We start from the raw sequence: 21,241 nt of genomic DNA, 5'->3' as shown, positions 1-21,241 counted from the left end.
AGCGGCTCTTCTTACAGAGCCGTTTTTGTATCTCCTACCTTAGTTCCAAAGCGAGGGCTTTTTGTGACAAAACGTCGCGTAGTGGTTACTGGTCTTGGAATGCTTTCACCATTAGGTCTTAATAGCGAAGACACATGGCGCAAACTGCTCGCGGGCGAAAGCGGCATCGGTGAAATCACCCATTTCGATTGTAGTAACTATTCAACCCGTTTCGCAGGTCAAATTAACGATTTTGATCCGCAGGAATACATTGAAAAGAAAGAAACCAAGAAGATGGACCGCTTTATCCAATTGGGTATTGCAGCAGGCAAACAAGCTTTGGTCGATTCTGGTTTAACTGTTTCACAAGATAATGCGCATCGCGTAGGTGTGGCTATTGGTTCAGGTATCGGTGGTTTAGAGCAAATCGAACAAAACCATTTGAAACTGACAAATAGTGGACCTAAGCGCGTATCGCCTTTCTTTGTACCTTCAACCATAACCAACATGATTTCAGGCTTTTTGTCTATCATGGAAGGGTTGAAAGGACCGAATTTAAACGTTGTGACTGCATGTACGACAGGTGTTCACAACATTGGCATTGCCGCAAGAACCATTGCTTATGGTGATGCTGATGCTATGTTGGCCGGTGGCGCTGAAGCGTCTATTACGCCGTTAGGCATGGCAGGCTTTGCCGCAGCTCGTGCGTTGTCATCTCGTAATGACGATCCACAGGCCGCAAGCCGCCCATGGGATAAAGACCGCGATGGTTTTGTCATGGGTGAGGGCGCTGGCGTGGTAATGCTAGAAGAATATGAAGCCGCAAAAGCTCGTGGCGCGACCATATATGCTGAGCTTGTTGGTTTTGGCATGAGCGGCGACGCATACCATATGACTTCACCACCTGAAGATGGTGAAGGTGCTGCCGCGTCTATGCAAAACGCAATAAACGACGCGAAAATGGATGCAAGTGAAATTGGCTATGTTAACGCCCATGGTACGTCTACGCCTGCAGGTGATATCGCTGAAGTGGCTGCGGTGAAACGTGTATTCAACGATCATGCTCACAAATTACTTGTTAGCTCTACCAAGTCAATGACAGGTCACTTACTGGGTGCCGCTGGTTCAGTTGAGGCAATTTTCACTATTTTGGCACTGCGTGACAAAATGGCTCCGCCAACCATTAACTTGGATGAGCCAGGTGAGGGCTGTGACTTAGACTTTGTTGCACACAAAGCAAAGGCATTCAGTGAAGACTACGCACTGTGTAATTCATTCGGGTTTGGCGGTACGAACGGCTCATTGATTTTCAAGCGTATATAACGCGCTCTAGCTAACACAATACGTTTGAGTTTTACTCACATTCAAAAGGCAGCTTCGGCTGCCTTTTGTTGTTTATATGAACAAATGTAATGTCGAAGATTGTGCGCGTCAGGCTTTCTTCATTGGCGAGTCAAACAATTGGTCACAGCTATAAGTTGTTTGACCAATGCAAGTTGGTATACTTCCCTCAAAGATAGTAACGGCGAACAAGAGTGGGCAGTGATAATTATTCCCAGCGCTACGCCTATTTCATCAAGTGATAGGGCGTTTAATTACGGAGATGGCGTGTTTACCACACTGATGGTGAATGAACACAAAGCAGAATTATTGCCTTACCATTTATCACGTTTAGAGCACGATACCGCTGCCATCAAACTGGATATCGATATAGATACTCTCGAAGCCGCAATCGCTGAACAAATTGAGGCAATAAAGAAAGCCTCAGAAGGAAACGCATCGACAAAGTATGTGTTAAAAGTTCACGTTTCTGGTGGTCAAGCAGGCAGAGGATACGCGCGAAGTGAAGACAGTGAAGCGCTTATAAGATTTAGTCAGCACCCGTACCCGAGCCATTACGATAGTTTGGCTAATAAAGGTGTTAGTGTGATATGTGCTCAAACAAGGTTAGCTATTCAGCCATTGCTTGCTGGTGTGAAGCATATGAATAGGCTAGAGCAAGTACTTGTAAAACATGAAGTAGATGAAGCTGGCGCTCACGACGCTATCGTTTGCGATACCCAGGATAGTATTATTGAGGCGAGCGCAGGTAATCTGTTTTTTTATCTTAACGACGAATGGTATACCCCCTCTCTAAAGGGTAGCGGGGTAAATGGTGTTGTAAGGCAGTGTCTTATCGATTCGCTGTTAAACGATAACAGTGTACTTCACGTTGGGAATTACGACCTTTCTTTTTTACGAAAAGCCAGCGCAGTAGTCATTACCAATGCGTTAATGGGAGTAATGCCGGTGAAACAAGTACGAATGACTGATTTTTCTGTGGTTAATTTTGATGTTAAAAGCGATGCAATTGCTCGCCTAAAGGCACGTCTTACTATTGCAGTGAAAAATGGGCAGTAAAAAAGCGATCAAAAATAAAGAGTAAAGGCAGCTAGCGAAACAAGCTGGCGCTTAAATTAACATTATAGATGCATACAAAAGAGCTTATGCACTCTTAAATGAATTGAAGAATTAGTCGTAGAACGAAGTAGAATGGAATATAAAACAATGTACAAAAGGGAAGCCTAAGTATGAAGCGGGCTGTCATTATTTTACTGTCCCTTATTATGGTTGCAGTGATTGGTGCTGCATGTGGCGTTATGTATGTGTCTGGAAAGGTCACTTCTGAATTAACGCTAGAAAATGAAAGCTTATTTACCATAGAAAGCGGTAGTAATGCTTATCGCACGGTGAAGTTATTGCGTGAAGCAGAAATAACTGATGTGCCACCGTTTGTGGCAAAAGTATGGCTTAAATTTTTTGCAGGCAGCACCTCGGTTAAATCAGGCACATACATGTTACGCCCCTACCAGTCGTTGGTGGATGTATTTACGCTTTTTACTCAAGGTGACGAGCATTTCTTTGCGGTAAGCTTAGTTGAAGGGCTAACCCTCTCACAATGGATTGAAACACTTAAGCAAAACCCCAATCTTGTTTTCGATTTAGACAAGGATAAATTAGGACAGTTAACTCAAGGTAACGGTGTTGATTGGTGTTGCGAACAGGTATCTCAGACCGAAGGGATGTATTTGGCTGATACTTACTTTTTTACTAAAGGTACAACAGCCAGTGAACTATTGAAGCGAGCTCACCATGCGCTTATTGAGTTTGTCTCTGTTGAGTGGGAACAACGGAAAACGGATCTTCCATTAGCCACACCCTATGAAGCACTTGTATTGGCGAGTATCATCGAAAAAGAAACGGCAGTACCTGAAGAGCGTGACATGATTTCCGGAGTATTTGTTAATAGACTCAACAAAAACATGCGCCTTCAAACCGACCCGACGGTGATTTATGGTATTGGCCCCAAATTTGATGGAAATATTACGCGTAAACACCTTCGAACGGCAACGCCTTACAACACTTATGTCATCAAAGGGTTACCGCCAACGCCAATAGCCATGGCTGGCAAAGCGGCGATTCATGCGGCGTTACACCCGCTATCCACTGATGCTTTATATTTTGTAGCGAAAGGTGACGGAAGCCATCAATTCTCTACCTCGCTAGCTGAACACAATGCAGCTGTGCGAAAATACCAGTTAAAACGATAACCCTGCTGTTATAGCTACATAGTACGTAGCAGTGATCTAGCCAGTAGGTTATAGCTAAATGAAAACAGAGTTTAAAAAGTAATGCGCGGAAAATTTATTGTAGTTGAAGGCCTTGAAGGGGCAGGAAAAAGCTCTGTAATAGGGCTAATTGTTCAAGCATTAAAGGGTGCTGGAAAGCGCGTTGAGCAGACTCGTGAACCAGGTGGTACACCTATGGCGGAAGCCATACGAGAATGTGTAAAGCACGACTGGGATGAAGTTGTTAGTGAAGAAACTGAGCTGCTTCTTATGTACGCCGCTCGCGTGCAACTGCTTACTAATAAAATATTTCCATCACTCGACGCAGGAGCTTGGGTAGTAGGCGATAGGCACGATTTATCCTCACAAGCCTACCAAGGTGGCGGTAGAGGGGTAAGTGAAGTAACCATGTCCGCCATTAGCGATATTGCACTAAAAGGGTTTAAGCCAGATTTAACCCTATACCTAGACGTTGAGCCAGCAGTAGGGCTAGAACGTGCTCGCGGACGTGGCGAGCTTGACCGCATTGAGCAAGCCGGGCTCGCCTTTTTCGAGCGTACCCGTGCTAAATACCTGTCGTTGGCCGAGCAAGATGAATCGATAGTAGTAATTAGCGCAATGCAGCCTATGGAAAAGGTTCATCAAGATGTTATTGCCACTATCACCGATTATGTGACCAACCAAGAATACACTGGCACCGTAAGTGAAAGTAGCAATTCAGTGCAAAACGAAAGTCAGCAGGAGAGAGGGTAATGCAAATGCTGCCCTGGTTTGCTGCAACGTTTTCGACTTTGCTAACGCGATATATGGCAAAGAAACTGCACCATGGCCTACTGCTAACTGGCCCAAAGGGCATCGGCAAAAATCAACTCGCAGTGGGCTTAAGCAACGCGTTATTGTGCAAGCAACCTAGTACCGACGGACCATGCGAGCAGTGTCAAAGCTGCCATTTAAGACAGGCGGGAAATCACCCAGACTTTCACGTGTTGGAAAGTGAAAAGCAGCTAGGCGTGGACAAAATTCGCGAAGGTATTGCCAAGCTCTCTGGCACTGCGCAAATGGGGGGGAACAAAGTGTTGCTGATCCCCCGAGCCGATACTATGACTGAGGCGGCGGCTAATGCGCTATTGAAAACCTTAGAAGAGCCCACAGATAACACTTTCTTACTACTGATTACAGATAGTATCAATAAGATCATGCCAACCATATTGAGTCGGTGTGAACGACAGATACTTGCGCTTCCGTCTGTACCAGACAGTTTGAACTACCTAAAGGCTAAAGGCGTAGAAGATGCTAGCGAAGCATTACTGGCGGCCTATGGTTATGCGCCCCTTCGCGTGGAAGAAGCGCTCTCTGGTGACGAAGATATTAGTTATCGCAATTTCAGTGATGGTATGCAGGCGCTTTTAGCAGGTGATGCCAACATGCAGGTGCAAACACTTGCAAATAAGTGGCAGAGCAATGCGCAGCAAATCGCATTGTGGTGCCAACAACTGGCCCATGACGAATACATGAAACGTCAACAGGCCGTCGACTTTAATCGCTATGTAGCGTGTGTAGAGGCAGTAAAAACGCTCGAACATGCTGGGGTGAATAAATCGATGGTACTTTTTGGGCTGTTAAAACAGTTTCAACGTTAACAGATAAAAAGGTTTTTAGTTCCTTTTGTCTGAAAGCAATTTATTAATACAGGTGTAGTTTGTTCGTAGATTCTCATTGTCACTTAGACCGACTTAAGCAAGGGCCAGAAGAACTGGCTGAAACGTTAAATTTTGCTAGAACTCGAGGCGTAGAGCACTTTCTTTGCGTATGCGTGTCGGTTGGCGATTACGACAGCATGTTAGACGCAGTTAGCCAGTTTGATGACGTTTCAGTATCTTGTGGTGTGCACCCGCTGCATCAAGATGAAGCGTGCAGTTATGAGGAACTGCTAGAGAAGGCGCAGCGTGAAGAAGTTGTGGCGATAGGTGAAACAGGGCTGGACTATTTTTACAGCCCAGAAAGCAAAGATATTCAGTTAACGTCATTCGTCGACCACATCAAAGTAGCAAACGAAACCAGAAAGCCGCTTATTATCCACACGCGAGATGCGAGAGAAGATACCATCAACTTACTCCGTGAACACAAAGCAGCGCATACCAAAGGCGTTTTACATTGTTTTACTGAGTCATTAGAGATGGCACAGGCCGCTATGGAAATGGACTTTTACATCTCTATTTCCGGCATTGTGACTTTTAATTCTGCTGATGAATTACGTGAAGTGGTGAAAGCTATACCTTTAGAGCGACTGCTTATTGAGACTGACTCTCCTTGGCTTGCGCCTGTACCTCATCGGGGTAAGCAAAACCAACCTGGTTATGTAGTGGAAGTGGCTGAGTTTATAGCAGAGCTTAAAGGTGTATCGGTAAAAGAGCTAGCTGACATCACTACACGCAACTTTTACACATTGTTTTCTTTAGCTGATAAGAAAGCAGCGTAATAAAAAAGCAGTTGGCTTGCATGAGGAGGTGGGTATGCCCCAATGGCGACAGGGATTGACAAAAAGTCTACACCAAACCCGCAGTATGCCCGAAAGTCGATATTTTCAGTTAGCCACGGTTGATGGCAGCGGTACTCCGTTTTGCCGAACCGTAGTATTTAGAGGGATGACCGACGAAAATCAGCTAGTTGTTATCTCTGATACCCGAACAGAAAAGTACAGCCAGCTAGAGCAAAACGCTCAAGCACAAATATGTTGGTATTTTTCTAAAAGCAGAGAGCAATACCGTTTCTCTTGCCTCGCTACAATAATCACTGCGAGTCAGGATGTTGACTTAGTTAAACAACACTGGAATAAGTTGTCGGACGCGGGGAAAAAGCAGTTTCTATGGGGCGAGCCGGGTACGCCTCGTAATGACGGCACAGCGCTTCAAATAGAAGGCAATTTCGATGAAGTGCCGCCTCATTTCTGTGTGATATTATTGGCTATTGAAAGCGTAGATTACCTGAATTTAAGAGGAAACCCACAAAGCCGAGAATGGCATCAAAAAGACGCCAATGGTAACTGGGTGAGCCAGTCTTTAATCCCCTAAGATGCTTTAGGTATATGAATAACCCTCCCGCTGTTGTAATGTCATTAAACAGGGGAGGGGGATTTAAGTGTTATAAAATTTGCGAGATAGGCGTGTCGCCTTTGAACAGGTAAGTAATCGTATTTTCACTACCCTCTTTTGCAACACTCTCAACAATAGCTGTAGCTACATCTTCTCTAGGGATTACCGCATCATCTTTATTGCTTGGAATGTCAGTGCGCACTAAATGAGTACCTGGTTCATTCTGTAATGTACCCGGGCGTAAGATAATATGATGCAAACCACTGTTAATTAAGTGCTCGTCGGCCATATGCTTGGCAACTAAGTAAGGCTTAATTGCTGAATCTACGCTATCAGGGTCGCCTGCGCCAATAGAACTCACCATAATGAATTTAGGTGTACCTGCCGCTTTGGCATAGTTTACTGCGTTACGTGCAGCCCATAGATCGATCATAAGTGTTTTATCTGCACCCGTGTTACCACCCGAGCCCGCGGTGAATACCACCACATCAATTCCTTCAAAATGAGAAGAAAAATCTCTCTCTAGATCTTGCTCTACAACACTAAGATTATCATTTTGTATGTCAGATAGTTTGTCAGGACTTCTCACCGGTGCTAAGACCGTGTGCCCTGCATCTAAAAGCTTTACGGTAGCTTGTTTGCCAATTTGTCCTGAAGCGCCAATCACTAATACATTAGCCATAATGCTATACTCCTTGTAATTGAAAAAATATCTATCGTTTATCGATACAAGGTTGCATAGGAAGCAATGGCAATATGCGATCATAAACTGCGATGGAATGCCATGCTAAAGAGATTGGCTGCATAAATTGGTTGGTGGGGGTAATTATCGAAACGTGTCAGATGTAAGGCGTTGAGCTGACGCAAGGCTACCGTTATTTAACAACGGCGTTTCGACCAGACTCTTTACCTAGGTAGAGTTTTTTATCCACTGCATGAATACAGGCATCAACACTGTCATAGTCTTTTATATCTGCAACGCCACATGTGATGGTAACACTGACCGAATGCGGCGGTGCCTCGACAACTTGTTCCGCTACACTTTTACGTAACTTTTCAGCGACCCAATAGGCCTCTTGTACATTTAGTGAAGGCAATAAAATTAGAAATTCTTCTCCACCCCAACGTGCAATAACATCACTTTCCCGTAGGTTATTTTCCAGAGTGTTAGCTATTTGAACCAAAACGGCATCGCCCACGTGGTGGCCATACTCGTCATTAATTCTTTTGAAAAAGTCGATATCAACGATTAGTAACGAAAAAGCGCGGTTGTGTCGTTTAAATTCGTGCCACTCAGCTTTGGCTCGTTGGGTGAAATAGCGTCTGTTTTTTAGCCCAGTCAATGAGTCTTGAGAAGATAAAAGCGTCAATTTCTCTACCATGGCTTCAAGGTCTCGCGTTTTTTCTTCTACTTTCAGTGAGAGCTCTGCTGAACGTGCTTTTAGTGCCGAAATTCTCAGCCAAACTATCGAAGTAATGAACAATAAGATAGAGAGTAACAGTGCAACACGCCATACAGGCTTATCCCACCATGGTGGTATGACTATAATCTCGAGTTGGGCCTCATCGCTGCTCCAGACGTTTTCTTGGTTTATCGCTTTTACTGTAAAACGGTAGTGTCCGGGCTCTAAATTCGTATAGGTCGCCACCCGCGCTTTGTAATCGGTAAAGCGCCAGCTATTTTCGAAATCTACCAACTTGTAAGCGTAGCGCAGTTCATTGGCATTCATGTAATCAGTTGCTGCAAACTCAATAGAAAGCGCAATATTATTATGGGTAAGTTCTATCTTTTCCCCTAAATTGAGCCGCTGTTGAACGCTAGTGCCATTATTCTGATCTCGACTTACTGTTTCTACTTTAGTGAGGTGTACGTCAGGGGACCACTTTACATTAGTAACGTCGGTGGGATTAAACTGAGTGAGCCCTTGGGAGCCGCCAAAAAGAATAGTGTTATTTTCGGTAGTGGCTACAGAGCCGATGTAGTATCCCGTAGAGAGGGCACCATTCTCTGCGCCATAGTAATAAAGAGTATCGAGATCGGGCGCTAAATAAGAAATGCCTACTATTGTGGAAATCCACAAGCCATATTCATCATCTTCGACAATGGCACCAATTGAGACCTTACTTAATCTGCTCTCTGGCTTGATCTGAGTAACCTTAATGGAAGAAAAATCATCATTATTTTGCGTTACAAAATATAAGCCGGCGGCTTGTGTTCCTACCCAGTAGCCGCCACGTTTTGAGCGAGAAATCCACGTCACTACCGTACTGTCTGTAATTTTGTCCGTGTAGTCGCTAATGTTCGTTAACTCACCAGTAAGTTTATTAGCAAAGTGCAAGCCTGTTACCGTGCTCAGCCATGCACTTTCGCCACTTTCAAAAAGAATTCGAGTAGTGAGGGAGAGGGGCCATTGCCTGACAACACGTCCCTCCGAAGGACGGTAAACAAATACACCGTCGCTATAGCCACCAAACCAGATATCGCCTTGGGCATCCATATTTATGCTATAACTAGATTTGCCTTGCAGCGCCACAACTTCAAGCTGTCTTGTTTCATTGTTTAATTTCGCCAGCCCACTGAGTGTTGAAACCCAAAGCGTATCGCTATCTTTATCGTAATAAACACTGGTTAGCTTATCGCTTGCACTATCGTCGGTTGTTCGAGAGTTATCTGACGTAAATGGCCCCTGGTAAGTTTTATTGACGGTATCGTAAATCCATAACCCTTTTTCATTGGTTAGCCATACTTTATTACCCTTGTATTCGGTCATCGAGCCTACAATACGGCCATTTCCCACTTCGGAAGTATAAAAGTTGCTAAGTTCCGGGTTGCTTATTGCGAAACCATCATCTTTGGTTCCGACGACCACAAGACCCGAATTTGTTTGGTATAAACTTGATAAACGCTCGTCTCCTGAATCTCTGTCACTGATTGGGAAACGCAATACGGTATAAGGACTGTGAGCTTTCAATAAGTTTAAACCTCTCTCGGTTGCAACCCAGATATCACCATTGCGTTGAAGTAAAATATCTGTAACCGAGTTATCCGACAACCCCTGTACTTCACTGATACACTGCTTTGTAATTTCCTCGAATTGTGAGTTGGGGTTAAACAAGCAAATGCCATAAGTAGATGTCCCCAACCAAAATCTTGAGCGCTCGGCTGCGACGAGTCGAGTAAAGTTCACGCCCTTATAGGCAACTAATTCTAGCGAGCTTTTAAAAGGGTCGAGCTTATAAAGACCTGAAGTGGAGGTCACATAAAGCGTATTGCCAATGAGCTCTACATCGGTAAGAGTACTTGTAGTATCAGCGAGATAACTGACTAATTCTATGCTGTCGGTTTTCTCGTGGTATCGATACAGATTTCGTTCAGATATTATCCACAGCATGCCGTCGTGCGTGGTTTTCAGTCTATTGATAATCTGTTTGTCGAATGACGATGAAACGGGGAGGGCGTAATGAATAAACTTTTCAGTGTCGACATTTAAGCGGCTCAGGCCACTAAACGTACCAACCCAAATAAACTGACCGTCTAAGCTTGCTTCTAATTGTAGAACACTAAGTGTTTGAAGACCTGAAGATTCATCCTCGCCCCACATTCCAAAATTTCTAAAGGTATAACCATCAAATTTATCTATACCTGACTGGGATGCTAACCACAAAAAACCGTATTTATCTTCTGCGATGTCAGAAATGGTGACATGGGTGATGCCGCTTTCCATGTCGAATGTATTAAAAGCGGGGGCACCAATTTGTGCGTGTGCAGAAAGGTTCCAGCTAACCAATAAAGTGAGGATAAAGAAGAGGCATGCTGAAGGACAGCGCATATCATTGCAACATTAAGAATTATTCATAAGTGTAAGTTACGCTAATGCCGGGGACTTTCAATAGAACAAAAGTTTAAATCGTACAAAAAAGCCCCATGTTAAAGGGGCTTAATTACTTAGAAATGTTAGCAATAGTGCTGTGATTTAATCTTTATAGAAGCATTACCAACCGCACTGGCGTGTTGCGTTTTGCTCATCCAGCCAGTTTTTAAGTGGCGCAAAGTAATCCGCAATAGTACTTGCATCCATTTGGGGTGAGCCTGTTAGCGTCTCTAGAGCATTCTGCCAAGGTTGGCTCATTCCCATTTCTAACATCTCGTTAAGCGCTTTACCTGCTTCTTCGCTGCCGTAAATAGAGCAGCGGTTTAATGGACCTTCATCACCGGCAATATCACACAGTGCTTTGTGGAATTGGAACTGAAGAATATGCGCAAGGAAGTAGCGTGTATAAGGTACATTAGCTGGAACATGATATTTTGCTCCAGGGTCAAAGGCATCAGCACTGCGTTCAACAGGTGCCATTACACCCTGATACTTTTCTCTTAATTCCCACCAAAGCTGATTGTATTGTTCAGGTGTAACCTCACGAGACATGACCTTCCAACGCCACTGATCAACCATCAAACCAAAAGGAATAAAGGCAATTTTATCAAGCGCTACCTGCATCAGCATACCGATATCATTTGATGCGTCAGGGATTTCATCTATCAAATCAATTTGCTTAAGGTACTTAGGCGTAATTGACAGGGCTATTGTGTCGCCAATGGCTTCGTGGAAACCGTCGTTTGCTGAGCCACGGTAAAGCAGAGGCTGGTCTTTATAGGCACGTTGATAATAGTTATGGCCTAATTCATGGTGAATGACGTTAAATTCTTCACCAGTTTTTTGGATACACATTTTTATGCGCAGATCGTCTTTGTCATCCAAATCCCATGCGGAAGCGTGACATTGCACGTCACGACCTTCAGGCTTTTGAAACATTGAACGTTCCCAAAAAGTCTCTGGCAGTTCTTCAAAGCCAAGGGATGAGAAAAATGACTCAGCCTGCTTTACCATGGCTACTTCGTCATACCCTTGTGCAGCAAGTGCACTCGTTACGTCAGGAACTTTCATTTCCTGTTGAGGCTTAACGATGTCGTAGATGTTTCCCCATGATTGCGCCCACATGTTTCCTAAAAGATGGGCCGGAATTGGCTGGTCTTGGGGCACTACATCTTCACCGTAATGCTCACCAAGCTTAGCACGAACATGACAGTGAAGAGACTCGTAGAAAGGCTCAACCTGTGTCCATAAACGGTCCAACTCTTTTGGAAAGTCGTCTGCCGGCATGTCATATTTGCCCCGCCATAGCGCACTTACGTTTTCAAACCCAAGTTCCGCCGCACCTTCGTTAGCAAGGGAAACTTGTTCAGCATAAAGTGGTGCCATGGGTTTAGAGACTTCGCGCCAGCCCGTCCAATACTCTAGCAGTTTATCGGCGTCGCGGAGGGTAGCCATTTCAGAACTCATTTCAACTAAGCTCTTACAACTACCATCATCGCTGCAGTATTCACCCGACCCATACATGGCGCTAAGTTCTGACCCAATTTTGGCTAAACGCTCCGCTTTATCCGTGTCTGCCGGTGGCGGCATAGTTAAGCTATTTTTAAGTAAATCAAGTTGTCTTCGGGTATCTACATCAACCTCTACGTCATTAAACTTAGCCGCTTCTTTAGCTAACTTAGCCACTTTTGTTGATAGCACTTCGTTAAAATAGGCACTAACTGCAGCAGTGTCGAAATTGATATTGGTTGCATAGCTCCATTCTGCATGTGCAGCCGGCACCTGCATTTTCGCAATATCATCCTGCGCTTGCTGTAAGAATTGTTTCGCGTCTTGCGCGGTAAGTTCGGGTTTAGTTTCTGTCTGAGTAGTACTCTCGCCGCACCCCATAAGCGATACGCTTACTAATGCTGCTATCAGTGTACGTTTATGATTGAGCATACTTTGTCCTTTAATTATTTTGGTTTTAAAGTGAATCGACGTTCACATAGACATGAGGTAGCATTGTGTAACGCTGCGCAGTTTTTGTAAAACAAATTTGATGTTCGAGTTAAGCTCGCTGCGGCGAAACAATAGACGCTTATATTTATCAAATAAAACCAACTCACTAATAAGGAAGAATTTATGTCAACGGAAGAACCGGTTTATTGGGGGCTTAATGCTCGCAGCTACTGCACTCTTATCCACGTGTCGCAATTAACCAGCTTTATTATTCCTGGCTTAGGCATTGTTTTGCCAATTGTGCTTTGGATAGCGCATAAAGATCAAAATGAAGATATTAATCAGCACGGTCGAGTAACGGCAAATTGGCTGCTGAGCCTGCTCGTTTATTCGGTGATTTGTTTTATTCTTACTTTTATCATTATCGGCGCCCTAGGATTTATCGTACTTGGTTTGATGAACATCATTTTCGCGATAATAGCAGCGGTAAAAGCTAATAAAGGTGAGCTATGGGTCTACCCACTAAGCTTTCAGTTTATAAAACGCTAGCAAAAAAGGTGGGTTGTCTGTAATTTGAACAATTCATAGGCTGGACATTTAATTATTCATCAAGGAAGAGAAGCACAATGCAAAATCAAACAGATAATAAGATTCCTGGTGCTGCTACTGCTTATTGGACTGCAGTACTGAGCTGTACCTTATTCATTTTCGGTGGGTTTGCAATTGTGTTCTCTTTGCTGTCACTATTTTTGGCTCGCAACGCTAGGAAAAGCCTATCCCTTCCTTACAAGCAATATTCAAACTCATCGACGCTTACTAAAGGGAAAATTATTGCTTACATAGGTTTAGTATTAAACGTTGCTGTTTTAGGTGTCACAATTTGGACTTTGACTACCATTGGCTGGGACGCATGGTCTGATGAATTCGTTCGCAGGTGGAATGAAGGGCTCGAGCAGCACAGTCGTTAGCGACTGGTTATTGAAGTTTATTGTTTGCCTTTGAAGCTACCGCTAGGTAAAGCGTCGTGGACTAGATATTGACCTTTCTTTTTGGCGAAAGTTGGCGACGGCAAAATATCAATACGTTTAAAGGTGTTTAGCGCTAACGATTTGCTTTGACGAATTTTTTTATAACTCTGAGAGGCGGTAGTTACCTTAAGGGCTGATATTGAAGGCGTCGTTTCTTGTGCGATGCAGAAATTTGAGGCGCTTATAATGGTAAACAGCCCTACAGTGGAAAAAATGTTTTTAATCAGGTTTTTCATCGCATTCTTCTCTTTCTCACTAAGAAAAGATCTCGGAGGCGGTTGCACTCGCCTCCTTAATCGACTTTGTTTGTTCTCTTCCATTACACCCAAAGTAGAGAAAAACCTAAAGGCACTGTGTTATACAAAGGTATAGCTTCTTATACTTAGGGCTAAGATGTTAATTAGCAATTTTGTTCACTACCACGCGGTTACACCGCCGTCTACGGCTATGGTTTGCCCGTTCATATAGCTATTGCCTGGTGACAACATTAGCATCATGGTGTTTACGATTTCTTGCGGCTCGCCCAAACGTTTCATTGGGCTGCCCATGCCAAGCTGTTCCCGTGCCTCAGGGGTATTGTAACCATCCACGTTTAAAATATTAGTTGGGCTATAAAAGGGGCATATGGCATTAACACGAACATTTTTACGGCCATATTCTACAGCTGCGGTACGGGTAATTCCCGACACCGCGTGTTTTGCCGCTGCGTAGGCACCACCTTTAGGCGCTCCGCCTAACCCCGCTAGTGAGCTAACATTGAGAACGTGGCCCTGCTTTTGTGCGAGCATTACTGGAATCTGATATTTCATTCCAAACATCACTCCTTTAACATTTACAGCAAACTGTGAATCTATAATCTCTTCAGTCATCTGATGCACAGGCGCTGGATTATGGGCAATGCCAGCATTATTTACGGCTATGTCTAGTCTACCGAAGGTTTCCATAGCTTTATCAGCTAGAGTTTTGTTCAGCGATTCGCTTGCTATATTGCCTGCTAGCACCACCACATCTGTTAGCGCTTTTACATCGTTCTGCGTTTCTTCAAGGGCGGTTTGGTTAATATCAGAAAGCACGAGCTTCGCGCCTCTGTTAGCAAGTCCTAAAGACAATAAACGGCCAAAGCCGCTGCCCGCACCTGTAATCAATACAACTTGCCCGGTAAAATCGAGTAGAGCGTCCATGGTAAACTCCTAGTTTCTAATATTTATGAAAGTTAAGTCTGTTGATAGTTTGTCGTTGAAACTATTTAAGCTGTGTTTGCCTAACAAATTGAATAAGTAAATTAGCTAGCTCTTCGCCTTGATCTTCTTGAATAAAGTGCCCGCCGTTTTTCACTATGGTATGTGACATACCTATGCAGCCCGGCACCAGCTTGTGAAATATCTTATCGCCACCTTTAGTGACGGGGTCACTATCACCAAAAGCGGTAACAAAAGGTTTTTGGAAGTCCTTAAGTTTTTCCCAAGCATTTCTGTTCGCCTGCGCCTCTGCATTATCAGGGCTTGTAGGAACAAGTAGGGGGAACATGCGTGCACCAGCCTTGTAACTCTCGTCAGGGAAAGGGGCGTCGTAAGCAGCCAGTGTTGCAGCACTTAATTCGGTTGTCGTTGCATTTTGGATAATGGTTGAAGTTGGGAATTGGGGCACGTCCTGAGAGAAACGACGCCATTTAATGAAAGCATCACTTGGTTGGTGGTCACCGGTCGGCAGTCCGGTGTTAGACACCATTACGCCAGAAAAGCGGTCTGGCATATCTGCAACGAGTCGCAGTCCTAACAGACCTCCCCAATCTTGGCAAAACAAGGTCACCGGGCCCTTAGTGACCTGTGTAAACCAGTCTTCTGTCCATATCACGTGGCGTGCATAAGAATAGTCTTCTTTTCTTACAGGCTTGTCAGAACGTCCAAAACCAATTAAATCCGGTGCTATCACATTGAAACCAGCGTCAGCTAGCAGTGGCATCATTTTTCGATACAGATAAGCCCAAGTAGGTTCACCATGCATTAACAGTACTGTATGTCCATCTTGAGGGCCGCACTGATAGTACGCCATCGAAATCACACTACTGATAGTATCAGTGACTTCTACAAACTTAGGGGGGTAGGGAAAATCATCGATATTGTCAAAAGCACTTTCTGGCGTTTTACGGACCTGCATAGATAAACATCCTTTGTAAATGAAATGTAATATTGCTCTATTGATGTTAACAAAAGCATTGGTGAGGGAAGCTGTCAATTAAAGCTTAAGTAAGCTATGTCAGGGGCTACACGGGAAGATGAGCCTATAAAAGGGGTAGCGGTCATTATTAAAAATTATGATAAATGTCTATAACACCAATAAACTTGGATGATTAACAACACTGCAATAACATCCAGTTAACGTGATAAACAGGACATGGTTATGAGCGAGATGGAAAATAAAGCCGTAGAATATGCAGTACAACAAGGCGTAGCTACACTGACAATGCAGAGCGCGCCCGTGAATGCGCTATCCCGTGCTATTAGAGTAGGGCTAATAGAAGGTATAGATAGCGCACTTAATGATGAAAGTGTCAGTGCGATTGTTATTACTTCTTCACTCCCTATTTTTTCGGGTGGCGCTGATATCAGTGAATTTTCTGGCGGCGATCTATCTCCCATGTTGCCTGAAGTATTAGACAAAATAGAGAATGCGTCTAAACCAGTAATCGCAGTGCTTCCAGGGCCAGCGTTTGGTGGTGGTCTAGAGGTGGCGCTCGCTTGTCACCACCGTATTACTTTTGCCGACAACAAGGTCGGCCTGCCAGAAGTTAATCTTGGCATTCTTCCCGGTGCCGGCGGTACACAGCGTTTGCCACGCCTAGCTGACGCGCAAACGTCACTGCAGATGATTGTCACGGGTAAACCAACTTCTGTCGTTAAATTACCCGGTGTATTCGACAAAATTTCTGATAAGCCAGAGCATTTACTTGAAGATACCAAAGCGTATTTACAGGGCTTAACACCTGATAAAGCGATAAAGCGTACCAGTGACATTACGCTGACTATGTCGGATGAGACGCAGGCCGTGTTCGATGCAGTTACCGCACAAACTAAGAAAGCGGCTCGCGGCTTCTTTGCGCCATTAAAATGTATTGAAGCTGTACGCGGAGCATACACGCTAGCGTTTGAAGACGGTCTTAAAAATGAAGGCAAGCTTTTTATGGAATGCATGAACACGCCACAGGCGCGTGCCCAACAGCATTTCTTCTTCGCTGAGCGTGCAGCTGGTCACGTAAGTGATTTTGATAAAAACACGCCAGAGCGCAGCATTGAAAAAGTCGCTATTATCGGTGCAGGCACTATGGGCGGTGGTATCGCTATGAACTTCGCCAATGCCGGCATTCCAGTCACAATGCTTGAGCTCAAAGAAGAAGCGCTAGAGAAGGGATTAGCGCTTATTAGAAAGAACTACGAAAATTCAGCGAAAAAAGGTAAGTTGACTCAAGAGCAAGTAGAAAGTCGAATGGCGCTTCTTTCTGGCACAACGTCATACGACGATCTAGCTGATGTCGACCTGGTAATCGAAGCCGTTTTTGAAAAGATGGAAGTAAAGAAAACGGTATTCTCAACACTTGATAAAGTGTGCAAGCCAGGCGCTATTCTAGCCTCTAACACATCTACTCTAGATATTGACGAAATCGCGACAGCCACCTCTCGCCCTGAAGATGTCATTGGGCTTCATTTCTTCTCGCCAGCCAATGTAATGAAGCTACTTGAAGTGGTTAAAGCTGAGAAGACATCTGCTGAAGTTATTAAAACTTGTATGAAGATGGCTAAGAAAATCAGAAAGGTCGCTGTTTTAGTAGGCGTATGCTTCGGATTTGTGGGCAATCGTATGATTGAACCCTATGGCCGTGAAGCGAACCGATTATTACTTGAAGGGGCAACGCCTGAGCAAGTCGACCGCGTGCTTACCGAGTTTGGTATGCCAATGGGCCCGTTCACCATGGGAGATATGGCAGGTTTAGATATTGGCTATTATGTGCGCCAGTCTCGCCAAGAGCATATCTCTCACGACCCTGCGTATGGTGCTGTAGCAGATCGCCTGGTTGAAATGGGGCGCAACGGTCTAAAAACGGGTCGTGGAGCCTACAACTATGAGCCCGGCAGTCGAGTACCCATTCCAGATCCTGAAGTATTAGAAATTGCTAAGCAGGAAGCCGAACGTTTAGGCGTGGTCCAGCGCTCAGACATCAGCGATGAAGAGATCCTAGTTCGTGTTATGTATTCACTAATAAACGAAGGTGCTGCCATTTTAGAAGAAGGAATTGCGGCAAAATCTAGCGATATTGATGTGATCTATGTCTACGGTTATGGCTTCCCTGTGTATCGCGGCGGCCCTATGCAATATGCGGACGAGGTAGGGCTTGGCACTATTTTAGATAAGCTTACGACTTATCGTGACCAGCTAGGTGAATACGGGGAAATGTGGCTAGAGCCAAGTGACCTACTTGTTAGGTTGGCGCAGGAAGGTGGCACATTCAAAAATTATCAACCTAAGTAAACATAGGTAATACGCTGACGGCGCAAACATTGAGCGTTTACGCCGTCGAAGAAAATTTTAAGTAAAGCAAAGCGCCTGTTCTAAAAGCCGATTCTAAGAACTGATTCTAAGAACTGATTCTACGAAATTGGTCTTAGACAAAAAGCGCTAGCGAAATTTAGGCTGAACATTCAGCCCAACTGAAAGGAACAATACAATGCGCGATGCAGTTATTGTAAGTACAGCACGTACGCCAATAGGCCGCGCCTATAAAGGTGCGCTAAACAATTTACCTGCCCCTTCATTAGGTGGTCATGCCATTCAAAATGCCGTAGAACGCGCAGGTATCGACCCTGCCAGCGTAGACGATGTAGTCATGGGCGCGGCACTTACTCAGGGCAGCGGCGGCATGAATATAGGTCGCTTAGCGGGTCTTGCTGGTGGATTGCCCGTGACGGTAGCTGGCATGACGCTAGACCGTCAATGTAGCTCTGGTATGTATGCAATTGCTACTGCTGCGAACTCAATTCGTACTGGCGACACCAATATTATGGTTGCAGGTGGCCTAGACTCAATTTCACTTGTGCAAAATAAGAACATGAATATGTTCCGCGCCGTAGACCCTGCACTTGTTGCGAAGCACAAAGACATTTATATGCCTATGCTGCAAACCGCTGAAGTAGTGGGTAAGCGCTACAACATCAGCAGAGATGTACAAGATGAGTACGGTTATCAAAGTCAAATGCGCACCGCAGCAGCCCAAGAAGCAGGTAAATTTGACGACGAAATTGTTCCTATCACTGCAGTTCAAGCGGTATTCAATAAAGAAACGGGTGAAACCTCTGAGCGAGAAGTGACCTTGTCAAAAGACGAAGGCAATCGCCCAGAAACAACCTTAGAAGGGCTTAAAGCACTGAACCCTGTTATTGAAGGCGGTTGTATTACTGCAGGTAACGCAAGTCAGCTCTCTGATGGTGCAAGCGCAACAGTAATTATGGATGAACAGTCGGCAGCAAAAGGTAATGCGCAGCCTCTTGGTATTTATCGCGGTATTGCAGTGGCAGGCTGTGAGCCAGATGAAATGGGAATTGGCCCAGTGTTCGCCATTCCTAAGCTATTAAAGCAGCATGGATTAACCATGGACGATATCGGTCTATGGGAGCTTAACGAAGCGTTTGCGGTACAAGTACTGTATTGCCGCGATAAGTTAGGCATTCCAGACGAATTATTAAATGTAAACGGCGGTGCCATTTCTATTGGTCACCCATACGGCATGAGCGGTGCTCGCATGGTGGGTCACGCACTCATCGAAGGTAAACGACGCGGTGCGAAATATGTTGTTTGCACCATGTGTATCGGTGGCGGCATGGGCGCTGCTGGTCTATTTGAAGTAATATAGGTATTGGGTATGGAAGGTTATAAAGCTCCACAACGTGACGCCATGTTTGTAACACATGAGTTGCTAGATTATCAAAATCACTATCAAAAACTGGGTTTCGACGAAGCCTCTGAAGACCTAGTTTCGGCGATTTTTGCTGAAGCGGCTAAGTTTTCTGAAAACACCCTTGCACCCATTAATGCATCGGGCGATGAAGAAGGGTGTAAGTGGGTTGACGGTGAAGTAACAACGCCAAAAGGGTTCAAAGAAGCTTACCAAACCTACGTTGAAGGTGGCTGGCCAAGCATGTCGCATCCAGAAGAGTTCGGTGGTCAAGCGCTACCTTATTCTTTGTCATCCATAATTGCTGAGTGGTTCTCTGGTGCTAACCATTCGTGGGCTATGTATCCAGGGCTCAGTCAGGGCTGTATGGAAACGCTTAAGGCTCACGGCACGGAACTGCAGCAAAAGATGTTCCTTGAAAAACTGGTTAGCGGTGAGTGGACAGGCACAATGTGCTTAACTGAAGCACACTGTGGCTCTGACTTAGGTATGCTTAAATGCCGTGCCGAGCCTCAAGAAGATGGCAGCTACAGCTTAACAGGCACAAAAATCTTTATCTCTGCCGGTGAGCACGATATGTCTGAAAATATCGTACACATCGTATTGGCGCGCTTACCTGATGCGCCAGAGGGCACTAAAGGTATTTCGCTGTTTGTTGTACCAAAGTTCAACGTATCTGAAGAAGGCGAAAAGCAAGACAGAAACGCTGTAGCCTGCGGCAGTATTGAACATAAGATGGGTATCAAAGCTAGTGCTACCTGTGTCATCAACTTTGATGGTGCTAAGGGCTTCTTAATTGGTCCACCTAACCGTGGCCTAAATTGCATGTTCACCTTCATGAATACCGCCCGTATTGGCACTGGGCTAGAAGGTCTTGCTGCATCTGAAGCATCTTTTCAGGGCGCATTGCGCTATGCGAAAGACCGCATTCAGTTTCGCTCACTGACGGGGCGTAAAAATCCTGATGGCCCTGCTGACCCAATAATTGTGCATCCTGATGTGCGCCGTATGCTACTAACACAAAAAGCGTTTGCTGAAGGAAATCGTGCGCTAGCGGCTTACTGCATGCAAATGGTTGACGTCACGCTCTACGGCGATGATGCGGCAGAAAAGCAGGTCGCAGAAGCTAAACTTGCTTTCTTAACGCCTATTGTTAAAGCGTTTTTGACCGAAACGGCACAAGAAGCAACCAGCTACGGCATGCAGGTTTACGGCGGTCATGGCTTTATTAAAGAGTGGGGTATGGAGCAGTTGGCGCGGGATACCCGCATTTGCACCATGTACGAAGGGACTACTGGTATTCAAGCGGTAGACTTGCTGGGTCGTAAAGTAATGGGCTCTAACGGCGAGCTTCTGAACGTATTCGTACAAGAAGTTCGTGACTACTGTAATTCACTTCGCGACAACGCGCAGTTTAGCGCTTGGACGAATGCCCTGAATTCTCACCTTGATGAGTGGCAACAAATTACCATGGATATTGGTAAAGCTGCGGCGTCGAACCCTGATGAAATTGGCGCAGCGTCTGTCGATTACCTAATGTACTCAGGTTATGTCACCGTTGCTTACTTCTGGCTTAAAATGGCGGTGAAGGCACAAGAGCAGCTTGATGCAGGTAGCACTGAAACTGAGTTTTATAAGAGTAAAATTTTAACAACGGGCTTCTACTTCGACCGATTGTTGACACGTACTCGCTCACTGGTTTCTGCAATGCAGTCAGGCGCTGATAACTTAATGTCAATGCCAGAGAGTATGTTTGCTATCGAATAGTGACATACAA

General features: G+C 44.9%; 18 protein-coding genes. 12 read left to right on the top strand and 6 right to left on the bottom strand.

Translation table 11 applies throughout. The features are described from left to right. Nucleotides 1–63: 63 nt before the first annotated feature. The 7 genes from fabF to ACYX4N_RS12885 all read left to right on the top strand — a co-directional run bounded on the left by fabF (nucleotide 64) and on the right by ACYX4N_RS12885 (nucleotide 6,658). Nucleotides 64–1,302, top strand: coding sequence for a beta-ketoacyl-ACP synthase II (gene fabF, locus ACYX4N_RS12915; protein WP_476054298.1), 1,239 nt, complete (start codon nucleotides 64–66; stop codon nucleotides 1,300–1,302). A 219-nt stretch (nucleotides 1,303–1,521) separates the two neighbouring features. Then, entirely contained in the window at nucleotides 1,522–2,379 is an 858-nt protein-coding gene (pabC, locus tag ACYX4N_RS12910) for an aminodeoxychorismate lyase (RefSeq protein WP_474856056.1), read from the top strand. A 170-nt stretch (nucleotides 2,380–2,549) separates the two neighbouring features. Then, complete coding sequence (mltG, locus tag ACYX4N_RS12905; RefSeq protein ID WP_476054297.1) at nucleotides 2,550–3,569, top strand: endolytic transglycosylase MltG; 1,020 nt, start codon at nucleotides 2,550–2,552, stop codon at nucleotides 3,567–3,569. A gap of 81 nt (nucleotides 3,570–3,650) precedes the next feature. After that, nucleotides 3,651–4,340, top strand: coding sequence for a dTMP kinase (gene tmk / locus ACYX4N_RS12900; RefSeq protein ID WP_476054296.1), 690 nt, complete (start codon nucleotides 3,651–3,653; stop codon nucleotides 4,338–4,340). Beyond that, nucleotides 4,340–5,227, top strand: coding sequence for a DNA polymerase III subunit delta' (gene holB, locus ACYX4N_RS12895; RefSeq protein ID WP_476054295.1), 888 nt, complete (start codon nucleotides 4,340–4,342; stop codon nucleotides 5,225–5,227). The genes tmk and holB overlap by 1 nt, the downstream gene beginning before the upstream one ends. 59 nt (nucleotides 5,228–5,286) lie before the next feature. Beyond that, nucleotides 5,287–6,066: a TatD family hydrolase gene (locus tag ACYX4N_RS12890; protein ID WP_476054294.1), complete on the top strand. Its 780-nt coding sequence runs from the start codon at nucleotides 5,287–5,289 to the stop codon at nucleotides 6,064–6,066. 34 nt (nucleotides 6,067–6,100) lie between these two features. Next, a complete protein-coding gene (locus ACYX4N_RS12885; protein WP_476054293.1) occupies nucleotides 6,101–6,658 on the top strand; it encodes a pyridoxamine 5'-phosphate oxidase family protein in 558 nt (185 codons plus the stop codon). A gap of 70 nt (nucleotides 6,659–6,728) precedes the next feature. On the opposite strand, the gene ACYX4N_RS12880 is transcribed toward ACYX4N_RS12885, so the two are convergent. The 3 genes from ACYX4N_RS12880 to ACYX4N_RS12870 all read right to left on the bottom strand — a co-directional run bounded on the left by ACYX4N_RS12880 (nucleotide 6,729) and on the right by ACYX4N_RS12870 (nucleotide 12,492). Then, nucleotides 6,729–7,361, bottom strand: coding sequence for an SDR family oxidoreductase (locus ACYX4N_RS12880; protein ID WP_476054292.1), 633 nt, complete (start codon nucleotides 7,359–7,361; stop codon nucleotides 6,729–6,731). A 193-nt stretch (nucleotides 7,362–7,554) separates the two neighbouring features. Next, nucleotides 7,555–10,509 carry a ligand-binding sensor domain-containing diguanylate cyclase gene (locus ACYX4N_RS12875; protein WP_476054291.1) on the bottom strand — a complete coding sequence of 985 codons (2,955 nt, stop codon included), beginning with the start codon at nucleotides 10,507–10,509 and terminating at the stop codon, nucleotides 7,555–7,557. Nucleotides 10,510–10,671: 162 nt separating this feature from the next. Next, complete coding sequence (locus ACYX4N_RS12870; RefSeq protein WP_476054290.1) at nucleotides 10,672–12,492, bottom strand: M2 family metallopeptidase; 1,821 nt, start codon at nucleotides 12,490–12,492, stop codon at nucleotides 10,672–10,674. Between the two features lie 183 nt (nucleotides 12,493–12,675). On the opposite strand from ACYX4N_RS12870, the gene ACYX4N_RS12865 reads away from it, so the two are divergent. Continuing rightward, nucleotides 12,676–13,041: a DUF4870 domain-containing protein gene (locus ACYX4N_RS12865; protein ID WP_476054289.1), complete on the top strand. Its 366-nt coding sequence runs from the start codon at nucleotides 12,676–12,678 to the stop codon at nucleotides 13,039–13,041. Nucleotides 13,042–13,118: 77 nt separating this feature from the next. Then, entirely contained in the window at nucleotides 13,119–13,460 is a 342-nt protein-coding gene (locus ACYX4N_RS12860) for a CCC motif membrane protein (protein ID WP_474807246.1), read from the top strand. Nucleotides 13,461–13,477: 17 nt separating this feature from the next. On the opposite strand, the gene ACYX4N_RS12855 is transcribed toward ACYX4N_RS12860, so the two are convergent. The 3 genes from ACYX4N_RS12855 to ACYX4N_RS12845 form a co-directional block, all read right to left on the bottom strand. After that, nucleotides 13,478–13,756, bottom strand: coding sequence for a hypothetical protein (locus ACYX4N_RS12855; protein ID WP_476054288.1), 279 nt, complete (start codon nucleotides 13,754–13,756; stop codon nucleotides 13,478–13,480). Nucleotides 13,757–13,936: 180 nt separating this feature from the next. After that, nucleotides 13,937–14,701: an SDR family NAD(P)-dependent oxidoreductase gene (locus ACYX4N_RS12850; protein WP_476054287.1), complete on the bottom strand. Its 765-nt coding sequence runs from the start codon at nucleotides 14,699–14,701 to the stop codon at nucleotides 13,937–13,939. A 61-nt stretch (nucleotides 14,702–14,762) separates the two neighbouring features. Beyond that, entirely contained in the window at nucleotides 14,763–15,677 is a 915-nt protein-coding gene (locus ACYX4N_RS12845; RefSeq protein ID WP_476054286.1) for a haloalkane dehalogenase, read from the bottom strand. A 243-nt stretch (nucleotides 15,678–15,920) separates the two neighbouring features. Here ACYX4N_RS12845 and ACYX4N_RS12840 point away from each other — a divergent pair, with 243 nt between their 5' ends. The 3 genes from ACYX4N_RS12840 (at nucleotide 15,921) to ACYX4N_RS12830 (ending at nucleotide 21,231) form a co-directional block, all read left to right on the top strand. Beyond that, nucleotides 15,921–18,044, top strand: a complete 2,124-nt coding sequence (locus ACYX4N_RS12840; protein ID WP_476054285.1) for a 3-hydroxyacyl-CoA dehydrogenase NAD-binding domain-containing protein — start codon at nucleotides 15,921–15,923, stop codon at nucleotides 18,042–18,044. Nucleotides 18,045–18,240: 196 nt separating this feature from the next. Then, the gene (locus ACYX4N_RS12835; RefSeq protein WP_476054284.1) at nucleotides 18,241–19,422 is read left to right on the top strand and encodes an acetyl-CoA C-acyltransferase; all 1,182 of its coding nucleotides are present in this window, start codon (nucleotides 18,241–18,243) and stop codon (nucleotides 19,420–19,422) included. A 9-nt stretch (nucleotides 19,423–19,431) separates the two neighbouring features. Continuing rightward, on the top strand, nucleotides 19,432–21,231 hold the full coding sequence (locus ACYX4N_RS12830) for an acyl-CoA dehydrogenase C-terminal domain-containing protein (protein WP_474807236.1): 1,800 nt from the start codon (nucleotides 19,432–19,434) through the stop codon (nucleotides 21,229–21,231). Nucleotides 21,232–21,241: the final 10 nt, after the last annotated feature.

The organism is Alteromonas sp. ABH4_452, assembly GCF_056311825.1.
The sequence above is the reverse complement of the archived record's forward strand: the minus strand, read 5'-3'. Positions and strand labels throughout refer to the sequence as shown.

Excerpts from the sequence above, each read along its gene's own strand:
- mltG (WP_476054297.1), top strand. The coding sequence starts at position 2,550 with ATGAAGCGGGCTGTCATTATTTTACTGTCCCTTATTATGGTTGCAGTG.
- tmk (WP_476054296.1), top strand. The coding sequence starts at position 3,651 with ATGCGCGGAAAATTTATTGTAGTTGAAGGCCTTGAAGGGGCAGGAAAA.
- holB (WP_476054295.1), top strand. The coding sequence starts at position 4,340 with ATGCAAATGCTGCCCTGGTTTGCTGCAACGTTTTCGACTTTGCTAACG.
- ACYX4N_RS12885 (WP_476054293.1), top strand. The coding sequence starts at position 6,101 with ATGCCCCAATGGCGACAGGGATTGACAAAAAGTCTACACCAAACCCGC.
- ACYX4N_RS12880 (WP_476054292.1), bottom strand. The coding sequence starts at position 7,361 with ATGGCTAATGTATTAGTGATTGGCGCTTCAGGACAAATTGGCAAACAA.
- ACYX4N_RS12875 (WP_476054291.1), bottom strand. The coding sequence starts at position 10,509 with ATGCGCTGTCCTTCAGCATGCCTCTTCTTTATCCTCACTTTATTGGTT.
- ACYX4N_RS12870 (WP_476054290.1), bottom strand. The coding sequence starts at position 12,492 with ATGCTCAATCATAAACGTACACTGATAGCAGCATTAGTAAGCGTATCG.
- ACYX4N_RS12865 (WP_476054289.1), top strand. The coding sequence starts at position 12,676 with ATGTCAACGGAAGAACCGGTTTATTGGGGGCTTAATGCTCGCAGCTAC.
- ACYX4N_RS12860 (WP_474807246.1), top strand. The coding sequence starts at position 13,119 with ATGCAAAATCAAACAGATAATAAGATTCCTGGTGCTGCTACTGCTTAT.
- ACYX4N_RS12855 (WP_476054288.1), bottom strand. The coding sequence starts at position 13,756 with ATGAAAAACCTGATTAAAAACATTTTTTCCACTGTAGGGCTGTTTACC.
- ACYX4N_RS12850 (WP_476054287.1), bottom strand. The coding sequence starts at position 14,701 with ATGGACGCTCTACTCGATTTTACCGGGCAAGTTGTATTGATTACAGGT.
- ACYX4N_RS12845 (WP_476054286.1), bottom strand. The coding sequence starts at position 15,677 with ATGCAGGTCCGTAAAACGCCAGAAAGTGCTTTTGACAATATCGATGAT.
- ACYX4N_RS12840 (WP_476054285.1), top strand. The coding sequence starts at position 15,921 with ATGAGCGAGATGGAAAATAAAGCCGTAGAATATGCAGTACAACAAGGC.
- ACYX4N_RS12835 (WP_476054284.1), top strand. The coding sequence starts at position 18,241 with ATGCGCGATGCAGTTATTGTAAGTACAGCACGTACGCCAATAGGCCGC.
- ACYX4N_RS12830 (WP_474807236.1), top strand. The coding sequence starts at position 19,432 with ATGGAAGGTTATAAAGCTCCACAACGTGACGCCATGTTTGTAACACAT.